We start from the raw sequence: 22,402 nt of genomic DNA on the forward strand, positions 1-22,402 counted from the left end.
AAAAGCCCTACTTTTCAGTAAGACTTTTGGCGGAATGGACGGGACTCGAACCCGCGACCCCATGCGTGACAGGCATGTATTCTAACCAGCTGAACTACCACTCCTCCGTTTGGGTGTGCAAATATACAAACCATTTTATTCTACACAAATTGTTTTTTCAAAAAAGTTCATTATTTTGAAAATTAAGCACTTTTTTGCGCGGTGCGCCTTTTTTGGTTGCTGTAAATTACTGATATTCAACATTAAATCAGGAAATCACAAAATATAAATCCTGTAGAAATTTAATAGTAGTTAATTCACTTCAAAGCTAAAATATTGGCTTGCGATGTCACCTTGTAACGTAACCCCTTGTACAATTCCTATATATTTCCCTGTTTGATCAGACGTATAAAACGACAACTGATTTTTACCAGCGGCTGAAGTATTGATATCCGGCCCCCAATAAAGCAGGTTTCTGAAATCGGGTAACCTGTTTTTTACTGACTGTTCAGTGTCATATACCGGAGAATAAAACTCACGTTGTAATTGCAGACCTTCATAATCGAGCACTACTGCCTTTGGGTCTATTTCAACACCGCCAAGATCGCCCTTATAAGTTGTAAAGCTTAAGATTCCTTCGTAAACAGATGGTCCCCAATAATACCGGTACGGAACATCTTCCAGCTTACGAACTTTCAACGGATCAATACCCATAACCTTATCTATGTTAAAAACAGGCACGTCGTCAAGCATCACTAAGGGGTCGCCATCTAAAAATCCATTACCATTCAATACTTTGATGTGATACCGTTTTTGCGATCTGTTAACCCAAACCTCCTTTACATACTCTCTCAATACCTCTTCCATTGTAGTAAAACGGGTATAGTTATCCAAAAGGTAGGTTTTATAGGGGGGTGTATAAAAACCCGAACTATCAACCTGCGGCTCATAAAAGTGCTTGATCTTATTGCCTAAATAAATATTTTGAACCTGCGTGCTCAGGCTTCGTTCTTCAATGGCACTTTGCATACCCCGGGTTAGGTTAAATTTTAATATTGGGGATTTTGCGAATTGTTCAGAAAAAGGGCTTAAAATATCAATATGATAGGTGGTATCCCGTTCTGAATTGGTTTGAACTACTATTTCGCCGGGACCATAAAGTTGTCTTGTATTAAAAATCAACCTGCCTGTCGAATCGCTTTTTGCGGCATACAGCTGTACCCGTTTTCCCGGGACACTTAAATAAGCTACTACATCTTTGGCAATACCACCGGTTTGCGTATTGGTTATTTTACCGGCAATCAGGTGCCCGTCATACTCTGGCAAAAAACTAAATGCCGCCTGTTTATTACCAAATACATTATCCCATTGAAACCTTCGCCACCCTTGTGTTAGCATGAGGTTATCAAGGGCCGTGTCGGCTTCAGCATCGGAATTTTTGAAATAGTAGCCTGGCGATTCAATATTTCCACGTAAATCTGACTTGAGCCACAGATAGCTGAATATTTCGCCGGCATCAATATTTTGCAATGAATCAATCTTATAAACCGACATTGACAGGTTAGCAGGTTTTACGCGCCCCGAAAAATCTTTGGCAGCGATGTCCACACTTACCTTTTTACGACGGGTATATGAAGGCTGATCAGCGGAGGCCTCGATAATGAGGTTCTGTTTGGGACGTTTAAAATAAAGCCTTTCGCACACGGGTTGCCTGGCGCTATTGAAAATTGTTAAGTGCGACACCCCTTCGCCCAATTTAGCTTTATCAAGCGTAAAAATGGCAGCACCGCTATTAAAGGGTGCTGCCATACCGGCTTTAACCGATTGGCCTGTATGAACAAACAGATATAATTCGCCAGCTTCAACGCCGGCTCCTTTTACTGTGATCTCCACATGTGTGCTACCTGCATCTTTTACAGCCATTACGTAACCCCGACTTTCAACGGCAGGTAACTCTTTAGTAACAGCCGGGGTATTGCCCGATTTAATAACAGCCGTATAAACATTCCCGGCTATCGGGGTGAATAAAAAGCTGCCAATACCAAATTTCAATGGCCGGAAGCGCGCTACCGTATCGTGCTTCTGATCAACAATAAAACCTCTGCATTCACTTAAGCCTGTAGCGTCTGATGCTGTAAGCTTAAAAGCAACTTTACTGCTAATACCCGCAACAAGGTTCCCTCCTTCCGGGAAAAACTGAACATCGTAGCCCGGTGACTGTGCTTTAGTTATGGCTTCGGGAGATTTTAGAGGATTAATAATGGTTATATTCTTTTCGAAATAATAATCAGGACTGAAATTTTTCATCCAGTTGGTATATGCCCTTAATTTATAATTCCCGTTACTTGCCGATACGGGGATATAAACAGAGCCGCTACCGAGGCCGTTTTTTATTTCTATTTTAGTTTGTATTATGGCATTTTGCTTGTTGTCTAACACATCAACATATACAACTTTGCTAAGACCAAGCGGCTTATGATAAGTGGCGTCAACGTTATATGCCTTAAACCATAAGATTTCGCCGGTCATATAGGCGCTTTTGTCAGTATGTACAAAAATCTTTTCCTGTACAGTACCCTGATAGTATTTGGTAAAGCTGTCGGAGATTTGGCTTATAGTTTGTGCCACCCCGTTCAATGACAACAGTAACATGCCGGAAATCATCGGAACCATAGCAAGTTTTTTAATTTCATTCATAGCCAAACCTTATTGATTTATTTTCATGGCATCATTCATAAACTTTTTTATCTCTCTATCCAAAATGAGGGGGTTTGTACTCGTCCCCTGATCCTGCAATCGGTACATTCAATTGATGAATAAGTATAACCTATTACGTTCATTTTCTCGGTTATATCAAGCACAGGTATTGAATTACCATTAATTATGATGCCCAGTACATCATTTTGTTTGGTTTTGGGATTAAAAAAGAGTGCAGTATCAAGGGGACCGCAATCATATGGATATGTAGGCGCCCAATCGCGAGGGAGATCGGCATTATCAATAAATACCCTTTTCGATTGAATGTTGGTTACACTTATATAGCCAATAACAGGCTCAGCCAGATCTTTAAGATTGTGGATATTCCCTGTTAACTGCGATGGCTGGGCGTCAAATATACTTCCTAACTGCTCCGTGTTTTTCTTCATGTTTTCCCAAAACTGGTAAGCTTCCTTAGTTAAGGCATATTGCTTTAGTAAAATGGAATAACGGGTTTCTATTTTCTCGGATGTTGAAGCTATGGTTGTTACCGGCTGCTGATATATTACATCTTGCGACAGCTTAGCTGATGATCCTATCACTATGGTGCTTGATTTGCTCCCCGCGAAACAATAATAGCTGCTTTCACTAACCGGCCGAAAAACAACTGCCTTAAGCACCTGGTCAACCATGTATGCCGACTGATATCTTGAATGGAACCGCCAGGTTTCATCATAACTCCAACGATAATAACGGGTGCTATTTGCGGCATCGTGCGTATTCACATAAATCTGCACGTTGTTGTTTTTAATATTAAATCCTATGCTGTCAATAGGTTGTGTCTTTTTAACCACAACATAATCTGATGCATATTCTTTGCTATCTCCTGTAATAATATGCAATCGATATTTTTTTGAGGCATCCAGATTAAGCGCCGGTATAACATAAGTCCCACTTCCCCGGGGCGTAAGTGAATATGCTGCTCCCCCTTCGGCTTCAACAGATACCGCGCAATTATCAACTCCGCTTGTGCTTACAGTGCCCGAAATTTTAACCGTTCTGCTTAATTTTATTATAGTTGAATCGCTGCCATTGTTTATCACCCCTTCAACAACCAAGTAATGATTAGGCGAATCCACAATTTTAGGATTATATGGCTTTTTGCAAGTACTGTAAATACCTGCCAGCAACAATAAAATCAATATGTATCGTTTTCCTTTCATCTCTTTCTGTTAAAACCTGATATTGTAATTAATAAATGGAATAGGTTTAGCAAATATGGATAGCTTATATCCGTTAATGGCCCCGCCCTGTTCGGTAAAGAATGTTGAGTATGCGTTTTGCCTGCCGGTTAAGTTATATACACCTATTGTAAATGAGTTGTGTGTTAACTGATGTACCTTATGGTTCCCCTCTATGTTCATTGAAAAATCCGACCTGAAATAATCCGGGATGCGGTATTGGTTCCTGTCTGAATAAAATACCCGTTCGGAACCACCATATTCATACTTGGCAATAGGTAGCGTAATAGGACGGCCTGTGCTGTAGGTAAGATTTAAGGAAACGCTGAACCTATGTGAAAACCTGTAGTTACTAATAAAATTAAAAGCATGTGGCTTATCAAAATTTGCAGGATAATAAGCCCCTCCATTAATCAAATCGCCTGCGTTAGGATCATTTTGTCTTAAAAACGTACGCGAATAGGTATAGCTGATCCACCCATTGGCTTTCCCGGTGGCTTTTTTAACTAAAAACTCAACCCCATATGCCTTCCCCTGTGTACCTACCACATCTGTTTCAATATGATGGTTTAATACCAGGTTGGCTCCGCTCTTGTAATCAAGATAATCCCTTAACCGTTTGTAGTAAACCTCGACCGACGTTTCAATAGTGTTTGATTTTAAATTATGATAAAGGCCTAATGATACCTGGTCGCCATATTGAGGTTTGATATTAGGATCGCTTAGTTGCCAAACATCAGTGGGAGATATGGCTGTTGTGTTTGATAACAGGTGAATATACTGCCTGAGGGTGTTATAGCCGCCCTTGATCGATAGGTTATCGCCCAGTTGATATCTGGCCGAAAGCCTGATTTCGGGCCCCGAATAAGTTTTAATAAACTTACCACTCGCGTAATAGGTACTATCCAACAGGTTGGCGCTTGTTTTAGGCAGATTAGGCGCATAATTATACACCGTTTGCGGCCCCAGGAAATTGTAGATTGAATACCTTACACCGCCGCTTATCGACAGGTCGTCGGTCACGTCAAACTTGTCGCCCAGGTATAGGGCGCTTTCCAGGGCCTGTTGTGTAGCGATAACATCAGGAGCTACCAATGATTGGGCGCCAAGAGGCTGAAAGTTGCCTGGATGGAGCTTATAATAAATGGAACTTAGCCCAAAATCGACAGTATTTTTGCGGTTAAGGTAATAGGTAAAATCCGTTTTAAAATTACTCTGGTTAATATCAAAATTCAGCTTGTAAGCATTTACCGGGTTACCGGCGCTTGAAACATCATATTGGTACTTGTCTATCCCGGCCGTAATAACACTGAATAGTTTGTTATTAAAATTATGCTTCCATTTTAGGTTGATATTCCTGTTGCTGTAACTGTAAGCAGTATCGCTATTAAGCCTGAATTTATCTTTGCTTATGTAGCTGGTTAGATACAGGTTGTTTTTATCATCAATCTGGTGGCTTATATCCAGGTTAAGATCATAAAATGAAGCCGAACTGTGTTTGTAGGCATCGGGCAGGAGCTTAAGGAGCCAGTCGGAGTAAGTGGTACGCCCCCCGAATGAAAACGAGGTTTTATTCTTGATGATAGGCCCTTCAACGTTAAGCCTGCTGGTGATTAAACCAATGCCAGCCGAACCGGTAAATTTCTTTTTATTACCCTCACGATTGGTAACATCCAACACCGATGATAAACGCCCGCCGAACCTTTCGGGAATACTGCTTTTATATAATTCAATATCCTTAACTATATCAGGGTTAAACGATGAAAAAAAGCCGAAGAAATGCGAGGGATTATAAATGGTGGCGTCATTCATCAGGATGAGGTTCTGATCGGCCGAGCCGCCACGAACGTTAAAACCCGTGGTAGCCTCGCCTACCGATTGAACGCCGGGCAGGGTAAGCACCACCCTTAAGATATCGGCCTCGCCAAATACCGTAGGTACTTGTTTTATGCTTTTAATATCAAGCCTGTTCACCCCCAATTGAACATTACGCACGTTAGCCACTTTCTCGGCAGAGATCTTTACTTCTTTAAGACTGGTTACCTGTTCCTGCATCTCAATGATGATCTTACCGTCCGAGTAAAGCATGATCTGCCTGCGGGTATCGCGCATGCCAATGCCCCTAACGCTTAAAACCTGCCTGCCTTTGGGTAATTTGATAGTGAAATAGCCAAACTGATCGGTAGCTACACCCGTTTTGGTATTGGTTACATATATGCTGGCACCTGTTACAGATTCGCCCGATTTAGCTTCCTTTACATATCCCGAAAGCGTTGCCGTACCCGCCTCAATAGTGTTGGTTTTGATCCCTATTTCGTATAGCTTATTTTCGGTTGTTGCTTCGGGTATCTTTTTATCTTTATCAAGATCAGCATTAGCCAAGGATACACTCATATTTGCTGCAGTTGCATTGGCAGTTGTAATGCCAAAATAACCTACCGCCAGCCCGGTTTGTATTTCGCGCCCTTTAGTTAAAAACACCTGCTGTTGTTTGGTTATGGCGAAACTAAAACCGGTGTTTTTAAAAGCCTGGCTCAATATGGTTTCAATAGGTTTATTGGTTGCTTGCATAGTTACTTTCAAACTATCAAACTGCATGGCGTCGTAAAAAAAATGAAAGCCTGATTTTGCTTCCAGTTCTGTTACAAACTGCTCAATAGTAGCTTGTTGAAAGTTCACGCTGATTGATTTTACCGGACCCTGCTGGGCCTGGCACAGTTTAATTAAAATCAAAAAACAGAAACTTAAAAAGTAAATTTTTTTCATCCGGTTATTTTATTTCCTGCCTTACACATTTAATTCTATATCATTTTTTGCCTTGTTATTAAATAATAGGCACACCACATTAATTTGTTAGATGATCATAATAAGTAGTTACATCCACTATAGCCTGTTCCTGATTTTCGCGAAAGTCGATATGATTTGCTTTTATATATTGCCGCAACTCCTTCTTTTTATCCTTAAAAATATCTAACAGTCCGCCCTTTCCGCTAAAACTGAAATAGTTATCCCCTTTTTTAACATAATAGTCGCTTGTTTCGCTAAAAAAAGATTCGATGGTATTATTTCCCGTGTTGGTTTGGATGCTCTTGGCCCTTTTTACAATGATCCCGATCTTTTTTCCCTGGTATAATTGATCATAAAAACCGGTAGCAAGGCGGGCCTGGCCTGTCGAATCGGTAGTAATGCGTATAAAATGATGGTTAAGCAGCCAAAACTCCGGCACACGCTCGCTTAGTAATGAAATTTTGGTAAAGTGGTTATAAAGCAGTATAACCACCAAATCTTTATTCAGATCATATAACATCGGGACATCGCGATAAACCGCGGTCCCGTATTTTACATCTCCAGCCGTAAATAACTTATTGTCAAAAACATATGCATTACCTTTTATTATGGGATCATAAAACTCATATTCGGGCCCATTATATAGGTGTGATTGTTGACCTATAGTAGTGTGATAATTAGCAATTACGAGGTCTAAACCCGTGCTATCGGTGCCCGCTTGTGCAGAAACGTGACCGTTTGCCGTTGTGCCCCAGGTGATAACTAAGGCCAGGAGTGATTTTTTTAACATTTAGGTTTTTATAAAAACGGAATTTACATGACTTTCACTTAATTACCAAGTGTCTTTCCCTTAATACGCTAAAGCAAGTGTATTAATCGTGTTACATAAAAAAGCGACTGGGGGACTACAACGTACTATTACGAATGAGCTAAAACAAATGCAACAACCATTGTTAAATAATTGCGTATTACGCAACTAAATTATCTCCCCTCTTCTGTAACAACCGCCCCCTGTCATCGTCTTATTTTTGTGTAGGCAATTTTACAATATCACCTCAATAAAACATCTACCTTAGATTAAGCGTTTACTTGCCGGCTTGTCTTCGGCTCAATACCTGCAGCGCCGCGCAAACCCAATAGGCTACACAGGTTTTACCTAAAAATAACACATACTAAAATGGCTATTAACTTACAAAAAGGGCAGAAAATTGATATCGGCCTTTCAAAAATGACAGTTGGTTTGGGCTGGAACCCGAACGAAGGTACAGGTTATGACTTCGATCTTGACGTATCGGCTATCATGATCGATGTTAACCGACTAGTACCCCAGGATGAATTTTTTGTATTCTATAATAATGTCGACTCGCCCGAGCAATCTATACATCATACCGGCGATGACCCAACAGGCGGTAACAGCGATGGAGGCGATGATGAATCGATCACTGTTGATCTGACCAAAGTAGATGCCCGCATCCAGGAGATCCTGTTTGTGGTAACTATTCACGAAGCACAAGCCCGCCGTCAAAATTTTGGCCAGGTACGTGACTCATACATTCGTATCTTAGATAATCAAACAGGCGCCGAAGTTTGTAAATATGAGCTGGGCGAGGATTTTTCTATCGAAACAGCAATCGAGTTTGGCAGGCTTTATAAACGCGGTGGCGCCTGGAAGTTTGAAGCATCGGGCGTTGGTTACAAAGAAGACCTAGCTTTCTTTTTAAGTAAATATTTCAAAGGGCAAATAATCAAATAAGGCAATGGCTATAAATTTGGTAAAAGGTCAAACAATTGACCTTCGTAAAAATGATAAAGGCGAAAGTTTCGACCTCTCCTCGGTAACTATTGGTTTAGGCTGGGACGTTAGGAAAAGTAATGGTGGCGGCTTTTTAGGCAAGCTGTTTGGCGGTGCCGAAGAAGCTGAATATGATTTGGATGCAATAGCGTTTTTGTTAGATAAAAACGGCAAAGTGGCTAATCGCGGTTATGCCAAGCAAACTGCCAATGGCCGTACCATTAATATGTTTGAGGGTGATGTGATCTACTTTAATTCTATGCGACATCCCTCCGGCCACATCTGGCTAACGGGCGATAACCGTACCGGGGCGGGAGAAGGTGATGATGAGCAGATCATCGTAAAGCTTGATTCGCTCGACCCTAAATATGACCGGATCTTGTTCCTGGTAGCTATTTACCAGGGGCGTAAAAACAATCAACACTTTGGCATGGTGGAGAATGCTTTCATCCGCGCGATTGACAGCCATGGTAAAGAGATCGCTAAATTCAGTCTTTCCGGCGATTCAACTTACAACGGCATGTGTTCCATGACCTTTGCCGAAGTCTATCGAAAGGATGATACATGGAAATTCCGTGCCATCGGTGATCCGCATAGTACTGATAGCCTTTCGGAATTACTTCGGAACTATTAACATAAAAACATGTCATTGCGAGGAGGAACGACGAAGCAATCGCACGTAAGCATAGCCGCTCTGTGTAGCAAGCGATTGCCACGCTACGCTCGCAATGACATTTTGGTTAAGTTTAATTCTACCTAAACATAAATGTACCAGCACTATTCATTTGATCTGTGGCTCACGCTGATCAAGTCAAACCCATACTTTAAGATAGAACGCACTAAGATCTTTCACCGGGATTTTAACCCAGGCGGTAAAAGCATTGACGATGTGGCAAGGGCTTTCAGGCAGGTTGACCTCATGTGCAATGCCGTGAACGAACGTACTGGTAAAAACATTGATGCCGATGAAATGTACCTGATGGTGATCAGCGCAATTAATGATAACCAGTATCCGCTTGCCGATGTTAATATAGATAAGCTGTATGCCGACATGGAAACCCTGCTGTTTTACTATCTGCCGGTGCTTTACTCACCTGTAACAATTGAAGTGCTGCAGCATCTAAAACAAAAAGGTGATTGCTCATTGAGTATTTTAAGTAATACAGGCTTTATAAAAGGACAAACGCTCCGCAAGGTGATGGTTAAATTGGGGTTGGATACTTTCTTTAACTTTCAGCTCTATTCGGACGAGGAGGGGATGTCGAAACCAAACGGGGATTTATTTAAGCTGATGGTGCAAAAAGTTAAAGAGTGTAATAAACCAAAGCAGATAGACCGGTCAGGTATAATACATATAGGCGATAACCCGGCGGCAGATATAGCGGGGGCTAATGATGCAGGACTCAATAGCCTGCTCATCAATTCAAACAACTTATCCATTTTAACCTTATTAAGTGTATGAAAGCTACCTACTCATTACATCATATCAACAGCGCAACACATTTTGGTTTCGATGCCGATGATTACAGTCGCTTTAAATTTGGCGATGGCGAGGTATCCCGCTACTTCGGCACCGAGCTGGCCGATGGCTTTATCATCGAAATCTTAACTAAACAGCCAATAGAGAAACAGATCGTAGTGATATCGAGCCCCTACTCGTTTATCCCAACGGCTACGTTTGCCATGAAAAACCACTTTGTGTGCAGGCTTAACCGCTGGCTGGCCCATCATGGTTATCCTGTTGTACAGGAAACCAAGGTTCATCGTACCATAACCTATAAAGAAGATTACGGCGAGCTGGATGCCGAGCAAAGGATCAATTTAATAGGTAACGATTCGTTTCATATTGATAAGGATTTCCTTTTGGGCAAAACGCTGTTATTTTTGGATGACATCAAGATAACCGGAAGTCATGAACGCATGATCATGAAAATGGTAGACGAGTATGGCTTACAGAACGACATTTACATGCTGTACTTTGCCGAACTGGTGAACAAAAACATACACCCCAATATAGAGAACTACCTCAATTATCACCATGTTAAAAACATCTATCATTTAAATGATATCATTAAGGGCACTAATTTTTGCATCAACACCCGCATAGTAAAATATATTTTAAATTACGATCACGAAAGTTTTTGCATCTTTATACAAGATCAAGACAGCAATTTCATAAACTTGCTGTATGATATGGCTTTGGGTAATGGTTATCATACCATTGAAGCCTATACACCTAACTTAAACTTTATTAAACAAAACCTATTAATAAACAATAATAAACTAATTCAGCATGGCAATTAACTTGCAAAAAGGCCAAAGGGAAACTATTGGTGCCCCTAAATTTACGATAGGCCTTGGTTGGGATACAAACAGCTCATCAACAGGCTCGGCTTTTGATTTGGATGCTTCGGTGTTCATCATGGGCGATAATAAAAAAATACTGGCCGACGAATTTTTCGTTTTCTATAATAACTCAAAGTCTCCGGATGGTGCTGTTGAGCATACCGGCGATAACCTGACCGGTGCAGGTGACGGTGACGATGAGCAGATTATTGTCGACTTGTCAAAGATCGATCCGCGTGCTACTGAAATCTGCATCGTGGTGACTATCCACGAAGCCGAAAGTCGCCGCCAAAATTTCGGGCAGGTGCGCAACTCTTTCGTCCGCATTTTTGATTCAGCTACCAATACCGATATTTTGAAATACGAGCTGGAAGAAGATTTTTCGATAGAAACTGCCGTTGAGTTTGGCCGCATCTACAAAAAAGATAATAACTGGAAATTTGAAGCTGTAGGCGTAGGCATGAAAGGTGGCCTGCAGGATTATTTAAACAAATACAACTAAACATATGGCTATCAATCTTCAAAAAGGGCAACGGATCAGCCTCGAAAAAAGTAATGGCAGCAAATTGCAAAATGTATGTGTTGGGATAAACTGGGGCGCGATAGAAAGAAAAGGCCTATTTGGCTTTGGCACTACGAAAGAGGCCGTTGACCTTGACGCCAGCTGCATTTTATATAACGACAGCAAACAGCTAATTGACGTGATCTACTTTGGTAACCTGCGTTCAAAAGATCGCTCGGTTAAACACAGCGGTGATGATCTTACCGGTGACATGGCAGGTAACGACGGGCTGGATAACGAAGTGATTACCGTTGATTTTGCTACGCTTAGCCCAACCGTAAGCTATGTAGCCTTTGTGTTGAACAGCTTCCGCGGCCAGGATTTCGGCAGCATTCCATTTGCATCTATCCGAATTTATGAAGGTACGCCAACCCGCGTTAACGAAATCTTCGCTACTTATGATATTGCGCACAGCAAAGATTTTGCGGGCCATGTATCCATGGTGATGGGTGTTTTTTACAAAAAGAACGGCGAATGGAAATTTAACGCCATCGGCGAACCAACCCGCGACCGTAAATTGGAAGAAACAGTGAAAACTGTAACCGCAACCTACTTGTAAAAGTTTAATTCATTGATCTTAAGTATTAAGCCGGGTGGCGCTTAAGATCAGCTAATTAAGTACTACTAAATCATTAATAATAAGATTATGGAAAGTGCACCAAACAATGATGAACTAAATCTGAATATACCACCGCTGATCACTCCAACCAATCTGGATCTTCCGGCGGCAGCCGCACCAACCGGCAATGTGCCTATGAAGGTGGATAAACAAGGTAATGTAAACCTTGACGCTATACCAAACCAGGATTTGCAAAAATACGGTGAGATGGGTAAGGACATCAACCCAGCTGATGTTAACTCGATACTGAACTACGGCGTTGAGATACAAAACTCCATGGAGAAATATAGCAATAACTTCCTTACTTCGGTACGTACCTATAATTCAGGCGAAGTAGGCGGGCTGATTAACGAGTTGCTTACCGAACTTAATTATATTGATGTTGATGAGCTGAACCAAAACGCGTTTACGTCATTCATTTCACATATCCCTTTTATGAAAAAGCTGGTGGTTGATACCAAAAAGCTTTTCCAGAAATACGATACCGTGGTTAACAATATTGATAAGATCACCAATAAGATCAAGGCAGGCCGTGTTAATTCGTTAAAGGATAACAGCTCGCTGCAAACCATGTTTGACAGCAATGTTACCTACATTAAACAAATGGAAGACCTGATCATTGCTGGTCAACTCAAGTATAATGAGCTTAACGAAAAGCTGGCAGTGATGGACGGTAACCCAACGGCTTACCAGGATTATGAAATTGCCGACCTGCGCGATTTTGTGAACCGTTTGGATAAACGCCTTGCCGATTTAAAGGTAGTACGCTTTATCATGATGCAATCGCTGGCACAGATCCGTGTGGTGCAGAACAACAATACCACCATTGCCGAAAAAGCACAGTCTATTGTATCAACCACAATCCCGGTTTGGAAAAACCAGCTTACCATTGCTGTAGCCCTCAACCGCCAGAAAGAGAATGTGGAGATGCAGAAAAAGATCTCGGATACAACCAACACCATTTTACAAAAGAATGCCGAAATGCTGAAACAAAACAGTATTGATGTAGCCCGCGAAAATGAGAAAACGGTAGTATCGTTAGACACACTGAAAAAGACTACTTCATCACTTATTGAAACCCTTACCGAGGTAAAACGCATTCACGACGAAGGCACAGCCAATCGCCGCACATTGAATACTGAGCTTCAAAACCTGGAAACAGAATTGAAGAAAACGGTAACGAGCGTGAGTTAAAGAGCCTCACCCAACCCTCTCCAACGGAGAAGGCATTAATGCATTGGCGTCATTGCTTCGTTCCTTTACAGCAATGACGCTTTTGTTTTATACCCGTTCTCTCTCTACCTCAACCTGCCTATTCCCATACTTGTTTATAACCTCAGCCAAAATCAAATTAGGCACCCAGCTGAAAAAGGCAATGATGAGGTAGTTATTATGAAAGTTTACGCCGTTACCCAAAACAGTAAACAGCCAGATATAAAACCGCAAAGTAACCGCGCCGAAAGCCAGCGCATAACTCCGGTTCATCATTTTAATATGATCATCAATTCGCCCTTTCTTAACCAATAAAAATGCCGCCAGGGTAAAGGCCATCCACAATGTATTCTGAAGTAAAAAAGATATAAATACGCCTGTACCCCGGTTTATAAAAGCGTCATGATATAAGCGCCCGGTGCCGCGAAAAACAGCACGCCGAACACATACAGCTTTCCCAATGTCCGGTGTAGGGCTTTGTTATTATATACTTTTTTTGAAAACTGGAAAAAACCGGCTAACAGGATCACGCTGCTGCCTATAATATGGCAATAAAAAGCAGGCAGGTACCATCCGGTTTCAACGGCTTTTTGTTTGATATGCAGAAAATAAGAATCATGATTAAAATCCCAGTACTGAACAAACGTACCGGCGCAGAGTACGAATACCCAAAAAAAGGCAAAGTATCCCAATATGCGGGTTGTAATGCTCATTTAGCGGCAAGTACATTTGGTTTTATTGACGGTAAACCTTTTAGCCTCTGATCTATCCACTGGATGTTATACTTATCTATCTCGGTTAGCGAATCCTGAACGCTGAGGTTTTCTGATTTATAGTGTCCGTAAAATTGTTGTTCGAACATTTCCGTCCAGCGTTTGTCTTTAAACTTATAATTATAATCGGCATAGATTTCGTTTTTCATATACCTCAATACTTCGGACGAAATTGGCCTTCCGACTGAAGTTTTATATTTTCCATTATCAAGTTTACCATAAACATAACAGCCATTAATAAAATGGTCGTCTATTTTTTGGTATTTAGTAAAAGCAAATACCCTTTTGGTATTCATGGCCTCTTTTACTTTACCATTTTCAATTTTTAAAAGGTGAAATATGGGTAATTCATCAATAAAGGTGTTATTATAAAGTTCGATGTTAGCAGTGGTGGTTACTTTTACCTCCAGCAGCGAATCGCTGATAGCGTTGATATTATACTCATTGCAGCTTCCGCTTAATTCGCTACCACCTTCTTCGGAGTTAATTTCAGTGTTAATTTCATAGCTATAAATCTTGTTGTTTTTGTTATCTATCAACACCATATTATTGGTGTCATAGAATTCGGAACGGCCTCCAATAAAGTAATCGCGGATAGAATAATAAGCACTTTGCAGCCAACTGTTGTTTTCTGTGGATATTTTTACTGGCAACGCCTTCGCTTTTACTATATACTGTGAACTTGTTGCTACAAAGTCAACATGGTTTCGCAGCGGATTTTTAAACTCCTGAATCTTTCGGATCAACCCAAGGTCAACAAGGTAAGAGGAGGTATATAAATGCTGCCGTGCTGCTCGCGCGAGTTAAACTCGGTGATATCACCGGCCGGGCTTTTGGTCAATGTAAATGAGTTTGGTTGCTTAAGTTTTGAAAACAGCTCACTGATTTTAACCTCGGCTTTTTCGGACACAGAAAAGTCGTTTTTTAACCAAAAGTACTCATCGCCTTTTCTTAATGCGGCAAGGTTTTCGGTGTCATTAACCGGAAATATCTGGTCATATTCAACGGGAATTACAACTTTGCCACTAAGGTCGTAAAAACCCCGCTTACGATCTTTTTCAACTTCAATAAGATCAGGGAACGTGCCGCTGATGTTATGAATAAGGTCATATTCAGCAGGGATTACTTCTTTATAATCGGGTCCGATTAATCCCATTTTATATATTTTGGTAGTATCCTTCATTAAGTTATAGTAATCCCATTTCCCCTTTACTACATAAAAATATGTCTGTTTCTTTAAATGGGTAAACCATATTACGCTATCATATTTAGCGAATAAATTGCCTGCATCTAAGAATGCTTTCAATGTTTCCGGGCTGTAAATTTCTTTATCTGTATATTTTTTCGTCCACGCGGTATTACGGTAAGCTATATAATCACTCATGAAATTACGAGCATCTGCCTGGTAGATGCTGAGTTTGTTTTGCTCGTTTTTTTGAATGGTAAAAGTTATGCCCGAATGCCTTGTATCCAGATGTTGCTCGCTAAAGGTAACAGGAACAACAGCTGTGGCGAGTTGAGGATTGATCTGCGTAATTTCGGCCTGCTCTACATTCAGCTCTATGTTAAAAGATACATCCTCTTCGTCGCTTTTTCGCTGTTTGTTGATTAGGGTTGTTATTAATTTATTTATAGGTTCAGATGCTTGCTTATCGGCAAAATAACTCATCAATGAATCCCGATTGCCTTTTATAACCTGAGCTTTGAATGCTTTTAAAAAGTTGCTTATTTCATTGCTGCTGGTCGACGGTTTGGATTTTCCACGGAAAATAAAGTATCCGCCAACAGTTAATACAATAACAGTTATCGCAATAATGATGATAGGTTTAGTTTTCATACAACCAAGATAATGCATTTTTTGAAATAGTAGAAACGAGCCAAAATACTTAAAATTAGACCAATAAATATTACTTATATTACATAATAACCATATAGTTAAAATCTATATAGCATCAATTATTAGTATTCGGGAGGCGGTTTAAAATTTTTATATTTGCATAAACATTAAAAGAAATATCAAAATATGTTAACGATAGGACAAAAATTCCCCGAATTTTCTAAAACAGCAGTAGTAAGCCTTGAAAAAGGTAAAGAGTTTGAAACCCTTACTTCTGAGTATTTAACCAACGATGACAACGTTTGGACTGTAATGTTCTGGTGGCCAAAAGACTTTACTTTTGTTTGCCCTACTGAAATCGCCGAATTCAACAAAAACTTTGGCGAATTCCGCGACCGCGAAACCCGTTTGATCGGTGCTTCTACCGACTCTGAATTTGTTCACGCTGCCTGGAGAAGAGATCACGACGATCTGCGCGATTTGAAATTCCCTATGCTTGCTGATACTTCAAAATCATTAGCTGAAGATTTAGGTATTTTGGAGCCAACTGAAAAAATCGCTTACCGTGCTACTTTTATCGTTGATCCACAAGGTATCATCCGTTGGGTATCAGTTAACGACTTGAGCGTTGGCCGTAACGTAAAAGAAGTATTACGCGTACTTGACGGTTTACAAACTGACGAACTTTGCCCTTGCAACTGGGAAAAAGGTCAGGAAACTTTAACTGTATAATTATACAACAGATAAACGTCCCCGTACTGTATTTCGGTGCGGGGATTTTTTACACCCTTTTTTAAGCTAAGGAAAAGCCAAAAGCGGAAGGCTAAAAGCCTAATGCTGAAAGTTGTTTTTTATATAGAGACGCATAATTGCGTCTCCGTAGGACAAGCCACATTGCATGGTGTTTAACCTCCTTAATTTGCATACAGGAGACGCAATTATGCGTCTCTACAATAAGAAAATTACCCCAAAAAATGAACGAAAGTACCGAAGTGATCCAGGAGATACTTGAAAGTATCGGATTAGATAAAAATTACCGCACAGCCAGCCTGAGCCTTTTAGAAACAGGCGAATCACGCTATCTGCGCGACCTTAAACTGAACTTTACCAGCACCCTTACTTCTGCACATCTAACTAATAAAGAATGCGCCTTGCTGGGTTTGGCTACTGCTGTAAACAATAACAATGTTCCGCTTACCAACTTCTTTACCAAATACGCTAAAGAAAACGAAGCTACCGATGCCGAAATTGCCGAAGCTGTAGGTTGCGCCTCATTGCTGGCATCAAACAACGTATTTTACCGTTTCAGGCATTTTACCCAAAAGGAAAAGTACACCCAGATCCCGGCACGGATCCGTATGCAACTCATGATGAAACCGGTAACCGGTAAAGAATTTTTTGAACTGGCCAGTTTGGCTGTATCAGCCATTAATGGCTGCGAAATGTGTGTAAACGCACATGAGGATTCGCTTATAAAATTAGGCACCACCGAGGAGCGTATTTTTGATGCCGTACGTATAGCATCATTAATTACCGCTACAGGTAAAGTTATATTTTAACAAGCTTAACTTATTTTAACAATGAAAAAGGCATGAAATAATAAAATTTCATGCCTTTTTCATAAATAGTATTTTATTGCCCAATAAAATTTGCGTTTATTAATTAAAATCCAGTAAATTTATACCTTAAGATTAAACAAACCCCGGTCGCAATATTCAAATATGTTGTTTATGCGGGAGGAGTTACTTAAATTTTAATTGTTAATTTTTTTTGGGGAAAGCCGTTCCGGTAATAGTGGAACGGCTTTTATTGTTTTAGTGCGAATCGGCAACAGCTTTCAGCTTTTTGAACGGCTGAAGATAAAGCAACGGTATCGAAAATAACATCACCAATCCCGATATCCAATAAGCATCATCATACGTTAACAACAATGTTTGCCTGGTAACCATACCTTCAATAGCCTGGTATGCCATATGGGTAGCATCAATCATTGATTTGCCTTTGGCCATAAATCCCTGGGTAAGCATGTGTAAACGGTCATTAAACGGATTGTTATACGGATTGATATTTACAAGCAGATTATTGCGGTGCACACCCTGGCGTATATGGATGAGGGTGGTTAATGTAGCAATCCCGAACGAACCGCCCAACTGGCGCATCATATTGTTCAAGCCCGATCCCTGGCCCAGTTCAGGACCTTTCAAATCAGCCATGGCCAAAGTAGTAAGCGGCACGAACAATAAAGCCATACCCACACCACGGATTAATAACGGTATTAACACATCCTTTTCGCCGGTAGCCAGTGTCGAATTGCTTAACATATGTGTAAATACATAAAAAAGGAACATGCCCGCAGTAGCCATAAACTGGGCTGGTATGCCCTTATTCAGCATTTTGCCTATAAACGGCATCATTACAATGGTACACAAACCACCGGGGAACAACAGCTCGCCTGTTTGCTGGGCATTAAAACCAAGCAGGTTTTGACAAAACACCGGGAACACGAATACCGATCCATACAAACCAAACCCGAGTATGAAGGATGTGAACATGCCCACGGCAAAACTTCGGTGCCGCAGAATGCTGAAGTTTACAATCGGGTGCTCGGTACTCATTTCGCGCCAGATGAATAATATGGTACCTAATACAGCCGATATAGTTAAAACCAGGATGTATGGCTTAGCAAACCAGTCTTCACTTTCACCTTTTTCAAGTACGGTTTGTAAGCTGCCTACTGCAATAGCCAGCAAGATAATACCCCACCAGTCAACAGGTTTGCCTTTGGCATCCTTGGGTGTTTCCCGCACGAAGGTGTACGTACAAAACGCCGCCAGCGCCCCCACCGGGATATTTACGTAAAAGATCCAAGGCCATGAGTAGTTTTCAACTATCCAGCCGCCAATGGTTGGGCCTACAGTTGGACCTACTACCGCTCCCAAACCAAATAGCGCGGTTGCAGTACCTATCTGCTCACGGGGCCAGGTTTCAAGTAATATGGCCTGGGCTGTCGAAATCAGACCACCGCCGGCTATACCCTGAATAATCCTGAACAATACCAGCTCATCCATGCTGTGCGCGTTACCACATAAAAAGGATACGATGGTAAACACGATGATAGATGCCATGAAATAATTTTTACGCCCAAAACGGCCGCCCAGCCAACCCGACATGGGCAATATGATCACGTTTGCTACCGCATACCCGGTAACTACCCAGGCCACATCCTCAAGGGTTGCGCCAAGGTTACCTTGTATGTGAGGCAACGCTACGTTAACGATAGTGGTATCTATCAGCTCCAGTAATGAGGCTGTGATCACCGTAATGGTGATGATCCACTTTTTAAAGCCAGTTTCAGCCATAATGTTATTCTTTAATTACAGATACGTTTACGCTCATACCAGGGCGTAATTTTGCAAGCTCTTCTTTAGTGCCGTTGATTTTAATTTTTACAGGCACACGCTGTACAACTTTTACGAAGTTACCGGTAGCATTATCCGGAGGCAACAGTGAGAATTTGGCACCTGTAGCAGGCGAAAAATTGTAAACCTGTCCTTCCAGCTTCATGTCTGGATAAGCGTCAACTTCAATTTCAACTTTTAAACCATTTTTGATATTGGTAAGCTGTGTCTCTTTGTAATTAGCGGTAATGTAAAGGCTGTTATCATTCACTATTGAAAACAAAGTTTGACCAGCCTGTACCAGCTGACCTAACTGTACATTCTTTTTAGAGGCTAAGCCGCTTGCCGGAGATTTCACCAGCGTGTAACTCAATTGCAGCTTTGCATAATCAATATCAACCTGCCTTTGTGATACACCCGTGTGGGTAACAGCCAACTGGCTGCGGGTTGTACCAATTTGCTGAACAGCAGCTTTGTACTGATCCTGCGATGCCCTGTAATTAGCTTTTGCAACATCCAAGTCGGCCTTAGCCTGGTCAAATTGCTGCTGGGTTACTGACCCGTCTTTTACCAGGTTGGCGTAACGGTCGTAATCTTTCTGTACTTTTTCTAAATGGGCCAGATTTGATGAAACCTGAGCTTTTGCACTTGCAGAGTTTGCTTCGTTAGCAAAAATTTGCGATTGATTTACATTAATGCCTGCGCTTGCGCCAACTTGTGCCGCCTGAGCCTGCTCTAATTTTACTTTATAGTCGCGGTCATCAATTTTAACCAGCGGCTGACCAACATTAACATGGGTGTTCTCTTCAAAATAAATTGAATCAACGTAACCGCCAACGCGGGCAACTACAGGGCTGATATCGCCGTCGATCTGGGCATCATCAGTATCAATGTGTTTGCTAAAGTAGATGTATTCTTTTATACCGAAAATTACGCCGCCAATAAGTACAATACCTAATATGATGGGGATAACTTTATTTTTCTTTTTCGGTTGTTCCGGTGTTTCTTGTTCCTTTGCCATTTTATTTAAAGGTTTGGTATTATTATTTGTTGATTTTTCCTGTTGATTTTTGTAGCGTATAGTAAGCAAGACCAGCATCGGCTTTAGCCAATTCTAAGTTGATCTGTGCCTGGTAAAGCAAGGTTTCTGCATCTGCCCTGTCTGTTGCGGATGCTATATTGCTTTTGTATTTCGATTCGAGGATCTTGTTGTTTTCACCAGCCTGATCGATAGCGGTCTGTAAAAGTTTAACCTTTTCAAGCGCCTGGGTATAGTTCTGGTAGCTTTGGTTAACCTCGTCTTTCACACGATCTGCGGTGATACTTTTATTTATGTCAACCTGCTGGCTCTGGATATGGGCTTCCTTTACCTTGTTCTTGTTAGTCCACAATGAGCCGAAGTTCCATGACAGCGTTAAGCCGGCCGATAGTGGAGTAATAAAATTGCCGCTTTTAGGTATAGGGTTGGAGTTAACATCTACATAGTACCCTGCAACCGAAGCGCCTAAAGTTGGCAGCTCATTAGCTTTAATACTCTTGATATTGGTTTCGGCAACACGACTACGCAACGCGAATTGCTTAAACTCCGGGCGTACAGCCATTGCTGTATCAAGGTAAGCTGTCAACGGAGCTACCTGCCTGTCGGCCTCCTTAATCTGATCTATGTTTAACTGTGTACCTTCAGGTAAACCTAACAACACGTTAAGGTTATAGTTAATGATACGGCGGTTAGTTTCCAGGTCAACGCCATTAACTTCAATGTTTGAGCGTTGCAATTGAAAACGCAGTACATCGTTTTTAGTAACTAAGCCTTGTTCAAAAAAGCGTTGTGCCTGTTTAATCTGGGCATCAACAGTAGTTAAGTTTTGTGTTACTACTTTTTTGCTTTGCAATACTTTGTACAAGTTGTAGTATGAGCTGATTATATCGTAAACAATCTGGTCTTTATCATTCTCTACATCCAAACGGGCAACCTGTGTAAGCAAGTCGGTTGACTGGCGGGCATATTTCAATTTACCACCGGCAAATATGGTTTGGTTTAAAGTTAGAATGCCAAGGTAAGCATCAGCGCGGTTGGGCAAATTAAAGCTTGACTCGCCTAATGCAAGCCTGTTGGCCGGAATTTCAGCATGGTTATAGCCGTAGCTCACTTTACCTGTTGGCAGGGCTTCATCTTTGGCCTGGTTGTATTCAGAAACAGCCTGTTCAACCTTTGAGTTTGATAGCTTTAGTGTTTTACTGTTTTCGAGGCCAAGTTTAATAGCCTCATCAAGTGTAATTGTCCTGTCTTGTGCGCTGGCAGCAAAAGGCAGGCTTAAAACTATCAGGGCGATACTGCCCCGCAAAACGGGCCGTAACACCTGCTTTAATAGCTTAAGGTGATTGGTTTTGTTATTTTGAGTTGTCATGTTCTTTTACTAAATAAGCTTTTAAAAGTCTTTTCATGTATGTTTTAACACGTGGTTTCAGTTCATTTTCCATAAACTTTTCATCACGAATATCATGTCCCAATACTAATGATGATATCTGAGGCATGTTAACTATATAATTTTTTGTACCAAAGAGGGTTGCTATTACCAACGGTATATCGGCATCTGCATGAAACAGGCCGTTGTTTACACCTTCTTCCATAATTCTTTTTACCTCATATACATTTACCATCAGTATCTCGATGATCTTATCGGTAAGGTCGCCACGTTTGTTCATGGACACTTCCCTGTTAATGAGTTTTTGAAAACAGTTGTTGGCGATGATGCGTTCAACATAATTGTCAATACATTTATCCAGTTTATCCCAGGCGTTCATGCTGCCGTCGCTGCTAATATTTTGCAGCAGCGTACGGAACGAATTGATCTTGCGTTCAAAAACTGCCAGGAAAAGTCCTTCTTTTGATCCAAAATAGTAATTGAGCATAGCCATGTTTACACCGGCTTCGCCCGATATGGTACGGGTGGAGGCTCCGTCATAACCCAGGTCCGCGAACACCTTTTCGGCCACGTCGAGGATATGTTCCTTTTTATCTATTTTATCTTTTTCCATTGTTTTAACGGCACAAAATTAATCAAACGATTGATTAAGCGTATCGGATTGAAGCAGAAAAAGTTAATCGGTTGATTAAGATTACCATCGAATGACAGATTTGTTTGACAACCTTAAGAA

21 protein-coding genes and 1 tRNA gene are annotated in these 22,402 nt (G+C 41.1%); 9 read left to right on the forward strand and 13 right to left on the reverse strand.

Going from position 1 to position 22,402, the window contains the following annotated elements:
* Window positions 1–27: 27 nt before the first annotated feature.
* The 5 genes from BLS28_RS22965 to BLS28_RS22985 all read right to left on the reverse strand — a co-directional run bounded on the left by BLS28_RS22965 (window position 28) and on the right by BLS28_RS22985 (window position 7,494).
* Window positions 28–104, reverse strand: a tRNA-Asp gene (locus BLS28_RS22965).
* A 187-nt stretch (window positions 105–291) separates the two neighbouring features.
* The gene (locus tag BLS28_RS22970; RefSeq protein WP_091172896.1) at window positions 292–2,676 is read right to left on the reverse strand and encodes a hypothetical protein; all 2,385 of its coding nucleotides are present in this window, start codon (window positions 2,674–2,676) and stop codon (window positions 292–294) included.
* Window positions 2,677–2,723: 47 nt separating this feature from the next.
* Window positions 2,724–3,899: a DUF4249 domain-containing protein gene (locus tag BLS28_RS22975; RefSeq protein WP_091172899.1), complete on the reverse strand. Its 1,176-nt coding sequence runs from the start codon at window positions 3,897–3,899 to the stop codon at window positions 2,724–2,726.
* A gap of 9 nt (window positions 3,900–3,908) precedes the next feature.
* Window positions 3,909–6,596, reverse strand: coding sequence for a TonB-dependent receptor (locus BLS28_RS22980; protein WP_256337517.1), 2,688 nt, complete (start codon window positions 6,594–6,596; stop codon window positions 3,909–3,911).
* A gap of 166 nt (window positions 6,597–6,762) precedes the next feature.
* The gene (locus BLS28_RS22985; RefSeq protein ID WP_091172906.1) at window positions 6,763–7,494 is read right to left on the reverse strand and encodes a hypothetical protein; all 732 of its coding nucleotides are present in this window, start codon (window positions 7,492–7,494) and stop codon (window positions 6,763–6,765) included.
* A gap of 387 nt (window positions 7,495–7,881) precedes the next feature.
* On the opposite strand from BLS28_RS22985, the gene BLS28_RS22990 reads away from it, so the two are divergent.
* From BLS28_RS22990 to BLS28_RS23020, 7 genes are all read left to right on the forward strand, one after another.
* Window positions 7,882–8,457, forward strand: a complete 576-nt coding sequence (locus BLS28_RS22990; RefSeq protein ID WP_091172910.1) for a TerD family protein — start codon at window positions 7,882–7,884, stop codon at window positions 8,455–8,457.
* Window positions 8,458–8,461: 4 nt separating this feature from the next.
* Complete coding sequence (locus tag BLS28_RS22995) at window positions 8,462–9,130, forward strand: TerD family protein (RefSeq protein WP_091172913.1); 669 nt, start codon at window positions 8,462–8,464, stop codon at window positions 9,128–9,130.
* A gap of 132 nt (window positions 9,131–9,262) precedes the next feature.
* Window positions 9,263–9,958: an HAD family hydrolase gene (locus BLS28_RS23000; protein ID WP_091172917.1), complete on the forward strand. Its 696-nt coding sequence runs from the start codon at window positions 9,263–9,265 to the stop codon at window positions 9,956–9,958.
* Window positions 9,955–10,800 (forward strand): phosphoribosyltransferase family protein, encoded by an 846-nt coding sequence (locus tag BLS28_RS23005; RefSeq protein WP_091172920.1) that lies wholly within the window; start codon window positions 9,955–9,957, stop codon window positions 10,798–10,800. Before BLS28_RS23000 ends, BLS28_RS23005 begins: the two co-directional genes overlap by 4 nt.
* Window positions 10,790–11,344 (forward strand): TerD family protein, encoded by a 555-nt coding sequence (locus BLS28_RS23010; protein ID WP_091172923.1) that lies wholly within the window; start codon window positions 10,790–10,792, stop codon window positions 11,342–11,344. Before BLS28_RS23005 ends, BLS28_RS23010 begins: the two co-directional genes overlap by 11 nt.
* 4 nt (window positions 11,345–11,348) lie before the next feature.
* A complete protein-coding gene (locus tag BLS28_RS23015) occupies window positions 11,349–11,963 on the forward strand; it encodes a TerD family protein (protein ID WP_091172925.1) in 615 nt (204 codons plus the stop codon).
* An 87-nt stretch (window positions 11,964–12,050) separates the two neighbouring features.
* Window positions 12,051–13,217, forward strand: a complete 1,167-nt coding sequence (locus tag BLS28_RS23020) for a toxic anion resistance protein (protein ID WP_091172928.1) — start codon at window positions 12,051–12,053, stop codon at window positions 13,215–13,217.
* 87 nt (window positions 13,218–13,304) lie between these two features.
* On the opposite strand, the gene BLS28_RS23025 is transcribed toward BLS28_RS23020, so the two are convergent.
* Genes BLS28_RS23025 through BLS28_RS23040 form a run of 4 tightly spaced genes read right to left on the reverse strand, consistent with a single transcriptional unit; the run spans window position 13,305 to window position 15,845 of the window.
* The gene (locus tag BLS28_RS23025) at window positions 13,305–13,574 is read right to left on the reverse strand and encodes a DUF2306 domain-containing protein (RefSeq protein ID WP_369596636.1); all 270 of its coding nucleotides are present in this window, start codon (window positions 13,572–13,574) and stop codon (window positions 13,305–13,307) included.
* 50 nt (window positions 13,575–13,624) lie between these two features.
* Entirely contained in the window at window positions 13,625–13,948 is a 324-nt protein-coding gene (locus BLS28_RS23030; RefSeq protein ID WP_091172934.1) for a DUF2306 domain-containing protein, read from the reverse strand.
* A complete protein-coding gene (locus BLS28_RS23035; protein ID WP_091172938.1) occupies window positions 13,945–14,754 on the reverse strand; it encodes a YARHG domain-containing protein in 810 nt (269 codons plus the stop codon). The genes BLS28_RS23030 and BLS28_RS23035 overlap by 4 nt, the downstream gene beginning before the upstream one ends.
* Window positions 14,751–15,845 carry a WG repeat-containing protein gene (locus BLS28_RS23040; protein ID WP_176844545.1) on the reverse strand — a complete coding sequence of 365 codons (1,095 nt, stop codon included), beginning with the start codon at window positions 15,843–15,845 and terminating at the stop codon, window positions 14,751–14,753. Before BLS28_RS23040 ends, BLS28_RS23035 begins: the two co-directional genes overlap by 4 nt.
* 186 nt (window positions 15,846–16,031) lie before the next feature.
* Between BLS28_RS23040 and BLS28_RS23045 the strand changes: the two genes are divergently transcribed.
* Together BLS28_RS23045 and BLS28_RS23050 are read left to right on the forward strand one after the other, a co-directional pair.
* Window positions 16,032–16,577 (forward strand): peroxiredoxin, encoded by a 546-nt coding sequence (locus tag BLS28_RS23045; RefSeq protein ID WP_091172945.1) that lies wholly within the window; start codon window positions 16,032–16,034, stop codon window positions 16,575–16,577.
* 242 nt (window positions 16,578–16,819) lie between these two features.
* Window positions 16,820–17,404: a carboxymuconolactone decarboxylase family protein gene (locus BLS28_RS23050; RefSeq protein WP_091172949.1), complete on the forward strand. Its 585-nt coding sequence runs from the start codon at window positions 16,820–16,822 to the stop codon at window positions 17,402–17,404.
* A 255-nt stretch (window positions 17,405–17,659) separates the two neighbouring features.
* Here the strand turns inward: BLS28_RS23050 and BLS28_RS23055 are convergent, their stop codons facing one another.
* Genes BLS28_RS23055 through BLS28_RS23070 form a run of 4 tightly spaced genes read right to left on the reverse strand, consistent with a single transcriptional unit; the run spans window position 17,660 to window position 22,282 of the window.
* Entirely contained in the window at window positions 17,660–19,204 is a 1,545-nt protein-coding gene (locus tag BLS28_RS23055) for a DHA2 family efflux MFS transporter permease subunit (RefSeq protein WP_090535020.1), read from the reverse strand.
* 4 nt (window positions 19,205–19,208) lie between these two features.
* Window positions 19,209–20,264 (reverse strand): HlyD family secretion protein, encoded by a 1,056-nt coding sequence (locus tag BLS28_RS23060; protein WP_091173137.1) that lies wholly within the window; start codon window positions 20,262–20,264, stop codon window positions 19,209–19,211.
* A gap of 22 nt (window positions 20,265–20,286) precedes the next feature.
* The gene (locus BLS28_RS23065) at window positions 20,287–21,651 is read right to left on the reverse strand and encodes a TolC family protein (RefSeq protein ID WP_091172952.1); all 1,365 of its coding nucleotides are present in this window, start codon (window positions 21,649–21,651) and stop codon (window positions 20,287–20,289) included.
* Window positions 21,635–22,282: a TetR/AcrR family transcriptional regulator gene (locus BLS28_RS23070; protein ID WP_091172957.1), complete on the reverse strand. Its 648-nt coding sequence runs from the start codon at window positions 22,280–22,282 to the stop codon at window positions 21,635–21,637. The genes BLS28_RS23065 and BLS28_RS23070 overlap by 17 nt, the downstream gene beginning before the upstream one ends.
* Between the last annotated feature and the right edge of the window lie 120 nt (window positions 22,283–22,402).

The organism is Mucilaginibacter gossypii (assembly GCF_900100945.1).
GTDB classification, from domain to species: domain Bacteria; phylum Bacteroidota; class Bacteroidia; order Sphingobacteriales; family Sphingobacteriaceae; genus Mucilaginibacter; species Mucilaginibacter gossypii.